Genomic DNA, 8,510 nt, shown 5'->3' on the forward strand with positions numbered 1-8,510 from the left:
CCAACTCCTGCCAACGCGTTCCCCATATTCCAGACCTCATCGCGATGAAACAGACGCAACGAGCGCCCGCGATCGCAGTCCAGAACGGCAAACATCAACATGTCTCATGAATAGGGTGGGCTAGCAATCTTATTGGAGCGTGGAAGCGCGATCTCACCTACACGCCGGGACAGGTACACGAAATGGATCCTCCAGTATCCCAAGAGGTCGCCGACACCCGGGAACTCTTCGCAAAAATCTCGACAGCTCTCGTGATGATCAAGATGGATAACTGATGCCGCAAGTTCTCCGAGGCTGAGACGCTTCAAACGAAGAGCCAGGCGGATGCCGTTTTCCGGAATATCTATAAGAGGCCACGGCCGAAGCGGCTCTGATGGGCGCACCCTTCGCTTCGGACATCCTTTGAATCTCAGAGAGCCCGGGAGCTTCGCGATCCGCGCTTTCCCTTTGGGCGTGAGATTTCCCCCTTTCTTTTGAATCTGTCTCATTGGTGGGCGAACAAATTTTCGCACCCTCCCCATGCTGAGCAAGGCGTTGAGCGTCTTCCTGTTGAACAGGGCGGACCTCAACCAAGTTGGTCAGATAGATCGTCGTCCGCCCAAGCCGATCTGGGCTGGAGCGAACCAGAAAGCCAGCCTGCTCGAGTTGGCGGTAATGGTTCTGGATGGTCCTTGGAGACACGCCGAGGCCGGCCGCTAACCACGAAGTGCATGTCTGCAGTTGCTTGTGCCGGCCGCAGCGGGAGATCAGGTACACCAGGGTCGTAACCGCTCCGGTGCTCAGACCGGGATGAACCAGCACATCGATACTGAACCGCCGAACATATCGACTGAAGGAACCGCGGCACCGAGACAGACGTGCCCGACGTGTCACTGCAGGAGCTCGGGGACGCCGCTCCTTAGCCCTAGCTTCCCGCTCCGGAAGCTCGAAGAACGCCGTAACCTGATCCCTCGTCCAGCGCCCCTCGTGGACGCCCTGTTCCGCGACTACCGCTTGCTGAGGACGGGATACCCTCCCCATAGTCTGCAGAAGTTCGAACGCACTACTCATAGCCAGCCTCATCCTGAAACTGACCAATAAAAGCTAACCCTCTGGACTTGCTGTCAAATTACTCAGCGATGTTCAGTGGGTCTGACCCGCGGACTCAGTAGGTATGACGCGCGACCTCGGTAGGTCTGACTCACGACCTCAGTAGGTCTGAGTCGCACTCCTCCCCGTGCGCGATCCAAACCTACTATTCCCCGTGCGCGATCCAAACCTACTATCCGAACCGCCAGATTCGGTAGGTTTGACCCGCACGTTCGGGGAAACCGAGCCTGATCCCCTGCCCCAGACCCCTGTCGGAAAGGTTTGAGTCGCGATCGCTTCCATCGTGAGAGGTTTGAACGGCACTTAGGATTGCGGCCATCCCCTCCCCGCCCGGCTGATAGGTTTGACTCGCACTTAGAGTGTCGGCTTGAAATCGGAGATTCCCCAACCGCTTATGACCAAGCCCTAGATTCGCTGACCGAGGAGCCTCTCGAACATTCACCATTCCAGAAGCGCGACCCAGACCTACTACAAGTGCGATCCAAACCTACTGAATGTGCGGCTCAGACCTACCATGTGCCGCAGCAAATGCAGGTGGTTAAGCGATTTAGCATTGTATGGTTTGAAGTCCTAAGTACCTTGACCGGCGAGGAGACGCATCATGTCGAAGGCTCTGAAGCCCAGGACCATCATCCACGAAAGCCTGCAAGGCGAGCTGTGGGTGGTAGAAGAACCCGGAATCACTAATACGATCTCCTTATGGGACGTGGCTCCTCGTTCCATTCCCTCCCGCGCCTCCGACGATCTCAAGGACGGGAAATACCTGAAGACCTTGGAACGGACATTCACGCTCGCGGGCAAGGTCTATCAGGTCACCCTCAAGCCAGCCCGTATCAAGGACAAGAACGGCAAAGAAAGCGAGCAGTATCCTGGCGAGCGCGAGCGACTAGTCGAATGGGTTATCCGCCGCATCGCCGCGATGCGTAACCGGATCAGCCTCAGCGCTAAGGACGAGGTCAATGTCTCGTTCAGCATCAACGAGGTAAAGGCTGAGCTCGCCCGAACCGGTCACACGTACAGCTACTACGAGATCGTCGAGGCGCTCACCATCCTTCACCAGTCTACCGTCGAAATCATTCGAACTGATGTCGGGGGTGATGGCGAGATCCATGAACGCGTGATCTCGAGCGCTGCCTTCCCCCAGCTTGCATTCGCCAACAGGGGCAAGGAGCGGGCTAAATCGACGGTCCAGTTCAATTGGCTCGTCTCGCAAGCCATGATGCACCTGGACTTCCGCCAGATGAACTACGAAGCCGTCATGAAGATGCGTGGGCCGATCGAACGTTGGATTTACATGCGGCTCAATCATGATGTGCTTTATCATCGCATGAACCCGCACATGCACGTGATCTATGCCCATGAGGTCATTGACGGGTCGGCCCTTTCAACCAAGCGTCCGCGTGACGCAATGCGCCGCATCACGGAAGGCATGGAGAACCTCAAAGCTGACGGCGTTATCAAGGAGCTTCAATGCAACGACATCGCCGAGGGTAAACGCAAGGTCGATATCAAGTATACCATCACGGTCTCTGAGACCTTTGTTGAGGAAACATCGCGTTCCTTGCGTCGCGCCAATGAGAATATCGCGGATTATCGAGCCGTTGTCGGCAGTGATCCAAATGGTTTCGTCCCTTCCGATCCGATCAAGAAGGAAAAACTTCGCCGCATCCGCACAAAGCGCTTGGCCGATCAGAATGTCATCGAGCGCCTTCTGTAACCTACGCACTCAGGTCCCTCGAAGTGCAGCTGGTGACCCTTACGGAAGTGGAGAAAGTTGGGTCTCGTCCAAGTTACTGAAATGGGGTCAACTGACACTGTGACGCTCCCATGGAATGCTGGCTGCGAGCGCATCCTTTCATTCAGGCAACAGAGCACCGCGCCAAACCATGAGCCACCAATGCTGTTAGTGAGTAAACGCCATACCGGATTGCTTTGCGTCATTGTCCGATTTGGCAACTTTGCATTCAGCTGGGTCAATCTCAGGTGGCGTTAATGCAGTCACGCGCGTAAGCAAATCATGCGTGTTACGGCTATTGTATTGCATTCGGCATCAATGCCTGAGTGATTGGACGTTCCTGCGCCTGCATATTATCAATCCGACGAGGCGAACTATTTGAACTGGTCTACCCCTCGGACACGCCACCGAAAGGAGACGCAGTGACCACCCGTCTTATGGAAATCCTGGATCGCGATGCCGCAATCATGAGAGCCAAGATGGTGGAAGCCATGCCAGCCGCCGACGGCGAAGCACGGCAAGTTCGGGAGTTGATGATCCTGCTGCATACCGGGCTTTTCGTCATTCAGAGGGACGAGACAAGCACCGCAGAGGAGTTGCGAGAGTTTGCCGGTCAAATCCTCGACAGAACCCGGATTACTAAACAGTAGCTACCGAAATATTCCTGTGAGTTCCCGACCGGTTATTTCTTTGCGAAGCCGATGGTAACTCCACTCAGCTATCGAGATGATTTTCAGTCATATCGACGATAGCCACTCGCCGCGGGAAAAGGGAATGTTTCGGTACCTGTGGAGACATAAGGGTTTCAGCCTCGCGCTCATTGCGGCCTTCCTCATCGGCTTGTACCTCCAGCCAGTTGCTGCGTGGTCAATGTTGGGAATTCTGATCTTCTTGCGTCTGACAAAGGTCCACTCGCTTCTGCTGATGTATGATCTGACAGACCGGGCGGCCTTGAAACACATTCGTACCCTGGCAACCAAGCGCGCCCATATGCTGTCGCCAGACGAGTATGGGAACGTGTCAGAAGACACCTGGGGCAAGCACCTCACCACCTTCATCAAAAAGACGCTCCTGCCGGAGTTTCAGCGCAGGAAGATCGACCATCTGCTCGCCAATGACCCGAAGGGGCACCTGAGCCGCCTCAGGACACGGATCAACCGGATCATCGACCGATACCAGCCCGCTGAGCCAGCGGTCGAATTCGATGATGCGATGACTGGCCGGGAATTTGAGCTCTACTGCCGGGATGTCCTGCAGGAGGCAGGTTGGCATGCTACGCTTACTCCCGGATCAGGCGACCAGGGCGCCGACATCATCGCGGAGAAGAACGACAGGCGAGTTGTGATCCAGTGCAAATTCTACAACGGCACCGTCGGTAATAAGGCTGTTCAGGAAGCCTATGCCGCTGCCGCCTTTCAGGATGCACCTTACGCAGTGGTTGTTACCAATTCGGTCTTCACCAGGTCAGCTCACCAACTCGCGCATAAGAACGGCGTGCTGCTGATGCACCATGCCGATCTGCAGCGGCTTGACCTGATCGTAAGCAGCGGGGCCGGGTCCCACTGACACACGATTCCATTCAATCGCTCGAAACTTTGAGAAAGTCGTCGATCGACAACTGCGCCGGATTAGACGGCTTCGCCTTAGGCTTCTTTGGCGCTTCCTCAGCACTCACAGTTACGGGCTGCTTACGTGGAATCGGCGTGTCCTCGGATTGCATCCGCTTCATCCGGGCTTTTGCCTTGTCCCGTGCTTGCGCTTCTTCGGAATTCGGATCTTCGGTCAACCATTTCCCTCGGCGAATGACTTCGTTCACGCGCCCCTGATTAACCCCAAGCCGGAAAGCAATCTCCTGCTGAGTCATGTCAGTGGTGTTATGAAGCTCGAGGACTTTTCGGGCGAGGTCCGGCGTCATCTTGCGCCCGGACACCCGACGGGCGGGTGCAATCGACCGCGACTTCTTCTCCTCCTTGCGCATCTTCTCCAGGATGGCCAGGGCCATATGCATGCCTTGGGCGCGCAGCGCTTCTTCGAATTGCTTCAGCGTAGCCAAAAGAGAGACTCCTGAACTCCCGCCCCGATGCACTCACATCGGCTCAGGCTGACTATTGAAAGGGGAAGGGCGGTAAGACGGTCCGCATGCCCCACACGCTATCCGGATAGATCGCTGAATTAAGCCGACTGGAACAGAATAGAGTCCATGATTCGCGTTTTTCAAGCTCGGCTATTCAGATTGGTTGTTGATTGGAGAGCATGAGGAGTTGTGGGGCAGTTTGATAACGGGCCAGCTGTACAAGGTTTCCGGCCAGACGAAACAAGACTGCGGGACACCTTCATTTGCCAAAGCGCACCCCATCCGAACGCGAGGCACCCGATCCTCCAGAGATTCTGCAGTTCAGAATCTGGCTGCTTGGGATCAGCCCCATGATCTGGCGGCGGGTTCAGGTCCCGGTCAGCATGACGCTGCGGGAGTTACATGGTGTCTTTCAGGTGGCGATGGGCTGGGAGAGCATACACCTGTTCCAGTTCATGCTCCGGGCCCGGCGGTTCGGCTCCCTGGAGCTGGCGGCCCGGTCTCCCGATGTTCCGCTCTCCGAGCTTCGGCTTCGCCTGGGCACTCGCTTTCGCTATGAGTACGACCTCAACGGTCCATGGGGGCACGAGGTGCGCCTCGAGAGCCGGCATGAGGCTGACCCCCAGACAACCTATCCCTTTTGCCTGGATGGTCAGGAGGCTTGCCCGCCAGAGGATTGCGGCGGCGTGGCCGGCTTCCTAGCGCGGCGCGGGGCCTGGACCGCTCCAGAACCTGGAGATGATTTCGCCGCCCTGACCGATTTCGTTGATCAGCTCGCTTTGAAGCGAAGCACATGCGCTTCCATCGACGCTGAGGAGATCAACGACGTTCGGGAGGCTCTGGTGCGCCTTGAAGGGTACCAAGGTTGGCAGGGCAAGCCGTTCTCCCGCAAGGACGTCAACGTTCGACTAAGCAAGGCTGAGTACCTTGACCTCATGCATCAACAGTGGTGAGGCCACAGATCCCGTTGATCTGAAGTCGGTGCTTGAGACCTCCCGCTAGCGTACGGAGAGGGCCATGCAGGTCAGGATCATGCTTCACTTCAGATCGTCGATGACGACGGTACCGTTGGCACCACGCAGGAGATCGCAGCGCTGACGAAGATCACCGAGCGGGCCGAAGATCTGGGCTTGTCTCTGGCCGAGAGTAAGACCCTGCTGGCGGCCGCTCAGCAGCGGATCGTCGAGGTTCAGGTCAATGGTTGGCTCGAGAGACATCGGCACTGCGCGATCAGTGGTCGCAAGCTCCGGTGCAAGGGCAGCTCCCCAATCACCTTCCGGACCTTACTCGGCGATGTCCAGCTCAAGAGCCCACGCTTCTACGTTCCCAAAGAGCGGCAGACCAACGGTCCGGCAACGATCTCGCCACTGAAGCAGTTGCTCCCCGACCAGGTTGCGCCGGAGCGTCTGTATCTCGAGACCCGCTGGGCCTCGCTCGTGCCCTATGCGGCAGCCGCCGATCTCCTGGCCGACGTGCTTCCTATCGGGAGCGGTGTCAACGCAACGACGGTACGTCAGCATGTCCTGCGAGCCGCTGAGCGGATGGAGAGCGATCTGGCTGAGCAGCGGACCTCGTTTTCGGAGGGCACAGACCCTCGCGATTGGGAGGATCTGCCGATTCCCGATGGACGGATGGTCATTGGCTTGGACGGTGGCTACATCCGCGACTGGCGCGACAGAAAGAGGAACTTCGAACTGATCGTCGGCCGGTCCATGCCCGAAGAGGGAGATGCCCGCTATATCGGCTTCGTTCATGGCTATGATCGCAAGCCGCAGCGCCGCATCATCGATCATCTCAGGCGCCAAGGGTTCCAGGCCAATCAGGATCTGACCTTTATCACGGATGGTGGTGAGGAAATCCGCGCGCTTGCCGAGCGGATCAGCCCGTGCAGCGAGCACGTGCTTGACTGGTTCCACATCACCATGCGGATCACGGTCCTACGCCAGTTTGCTCAGGGTCTGGTGCACCATGACAAGGAAGCTGGAATGGTGGCTCTGGATGAACTGCGCCGGATCAAGTGGTTCCTCTGGCACGGCAACACGTACCGCGCTCGGGAGGCCATCGAGGATCTGCTCCTCGACCTCGAAGGTCTCGACAGTGGCTACCCCAACCTGCGCAAGTTCAGGACGGCGATGCGGGAGTTCCAGGTTTACATCGCCAGCAATGAAGCGAGCCTAATCAACTATGGCGAGCGCTACCGGTCCGGCGAGCGGATCTCCTCGGCTTTCGTTGAGGCGACAGTGAACGCGGTTATCAGCAAGCGCTTTGCCAAGAAGCAACAGATGCGGTGGAGCCGGCGCGGGGCTCATCTGCTCTTGCAGACGCGGGCCAGGACCCCGGATGGCTCGCTAGGTGGCGCATTTGAGCACTGGTACCCCGGCATGATGAACGACAGTACCTGGGATCAGAGTCGAGCAGCCGCCAAATTGCCCCACAACTCCTCATGCTCTCCAGGCTTCTGAAGAAGCAAAATGCCGCTCGAGCCAACCGGGTCACGCATAAATGTCCTGCCTACGAAGTAGCTCTCCTCCAGCTGAACCTGCAGAGGCGCCTCACTCCTTCAGCGCCGCGGGTCGATTGCGTCCGAGAACGGGACAGTGAGGACTGTTTGGCCTGTTCTGTCAGCGATCTCGATGCTCGCATTTCTTCCGAGGTCGGGCACTTCGCTCAAGAGCTCCCGCGCCACGCTTAGGGCTTCTGAAACGGCTGCATCAATGTCAGGCAGTTCTATGCCTTCCGAGTCCAGCGCAAGCTTATTCCTATTCCGGATGTGAAGATAATATAGGGGCATGATCAAGTCGGGCTTGTTCAGGATCCGAGCATAGGAGCATAGACATTGGCGTGCCTCATAATGCCTCTGATTTTGTGAGATAGAAGAGCCGCATCACACGGCCCTGGCTAATGTCAGCGAAGGTGGGGCTCATGAAACGGGGCTGTCGCCATCGCGACGAGCTTGGTTGAGCCAGCGGGTTAGTGCCACAGCGGTGGTTGGCATTCTCGGCGCCCAAGAGCGGTGAAGTTAGGCGCGACCGTTTCGCCATGGTCGTGTCCTTCCCGAAGCTCACCGAAGCTGCTGTATCAAGCACGCGATGGCCCCAATTCGGGTAGCAGAAGTTTCCGCGACATTCCCAAGATCGCCTCAGCCCGCACTCCCCATGCTGATGGCGACGAAACGTGTACCCTCCTGGCTCTTGACCCGAAGGAGAACGATCTTCTTGCTCTCCTTCTGAGCCTTGGCAAGGTCGGCCTTGACCTCGGCCGGGTTCGAGACCGCCTGACCGCCCACTTCGAGAATCACATCACCCTCTTTGATACCCTTGGCGGCAGCCGTGCCCGACGGGTCGACGCCAACCACGACGACACCTTTGTCGCCTGCGCCAGGCACAGACGATGCTGGCGCAAGCCGCAGGCCAAGCTGCGAGCCATGATCCGGAGGCGTCTCGGCCTGGGCCGTTTTCTCCTCCGGCTGGGTCACAAGCTTGACGCTTGCCGTCTGTTGCTGGCCGCCACGGAAGTACGTCAGCTCAACCCTGTTGCCGGGCTGGAGCGCGGCGATCCTGCGCGACAGTTCGCGGGCATCGGCCACTGGCTCGCCATTGACCGCCGTGACTA

The 8,510-nt window shown here is 57.8% G+C and carries 8 protein-coding genes; 5 read left to right on the forward strand and 3 right to left on the reverse strand.

All coding sequences use genetic code 11. From position 1 onward, the window contains the following. Nucleotides 1–1,690 precede the first annotated feature (1,690 nt). From ACS5Q1_RS44945 to ACS5Q1_RS44955, 3 genes are all read left to right on the forward strand, one after another. Nucleotides 1,691–2,806 carry a hypothetical protein gene (locus ACS5Q1_RS44945; protein WP_473104294.1) on the forward strand — a complete coding sequence of 372 codons (1,116 nt, stop codon included), beginning with the start codon at nt 1,691–1,693 and terminating at the stop codon, nt 2,804–2,806. Nucleotides 2,807–3,246: 440 nt separating this feature from the next. Continuing rightward, on the forward strand, nt 3,247–3,474 hold the full coding sequence (locus ACS5Q1_RS44950; RefSeq protein ID WP_473104295.1) for a hypothetical protein: 228 nt from the start codon (nt 3,247–3,249) through the stop codon (nt 3,472–3,474). Nucleotides 3,475–3,598: 124 nt separating this feature from the next. Then, complete coding sequence (locus ACS5Q1_RS44955) at nt 3,599–4,390, forward strand: restriction endonuclease (RefSeq protein WP_473104296.1); 792 nt, start codon at nt 3,599–3,601, stop codon at nt 4,388–4,390. A 13-nt stretch (nt 4,391–4,403) separates the two neighbouring features. On the opposite strand, the gene ACS5Q1_RS44960 is transcribed toward ACS5Q1_RS44955, so the two are convergent. Next, nucleotides 4,404–4,877 carry a sigma factor-like helix-turn-helix DNA-binding protein gene (locus tag ACS5Q1_RS44960; RefSeq protein WP_473104297.1) on the reverse strand — a complete coding sequence of 158 codons (474 nt, stop codon included), beginning with the start codon at nt 4,875–4,877 and terminating at the stop codon, nt 4,404–4,406. A gap of 284 nt (nt 4,878–5,161) precedes the next feature. On the opposite strand from ACS5Q1_RS44960, the gene ACS5Q1_RS44965 reads away from it, so the two are divergent. Both ACS5Q1_RS44965 and ACS5Q1_RS44970 read left to right on the forward strand, forming a co-directional pair. After that, entirely contained in the window at nt 5,162–5,851 is a 690-nt protein-coding gene (locus ACS5Q1_RS44965; protein ID WP_473104298.1) for a plasmid pRiA4b ORF-3 family protein, read from the forward strand. Nucleotides 5,852–5,944: 93 nt separating this feature from the next. Beyond that, nucleotides 5,945–7,360 (forward strand): ISKra4 family transposase, encoded by a 1,416-nt coding sequence (locus ACS5Q1_RS44970; protein ID WP_473104300.1) that lies wholly within the window; start codon nt 5,945–5,947, stop codon nt 7,358–7,360. A gap of 98 nt (nt 7,361–7,458) precedes the next feature. Here ACS5Q1_RS44970 and ACS5Q1_RS44975 read toward each other — a convergent pair whose 3' ends face one another. Together ACS5Q1_RS44975 and ACS5Q1_RS44980 are read right to left on the reverse strand one after the other, a co-directional pair. After that, nucleotides 7,459–7,689, reverse strand: a complete 231-nt coding sequence (locus ACS5Q1_RS44975) for a DUF6894 family protein (protein ID WP_473104301.1) — start codon at nt 7,687–7,689, stop codon at nt 7,459–7,461. Nucleotides 7,690–8,037: 348 nt separating this feature from the next. Beyond that, nucleotides 8,038–8,510 (reverse strand): PDZ domain-containing protein (locus tag ACS5Q1_RS44980; RefSeq protein WP_473104299.1); only part of this gene is annotated, 473 nt, incomplete at its 5' end.

The organism is Microvirga sp. GN3 (genome assembly GCF_055792825.1).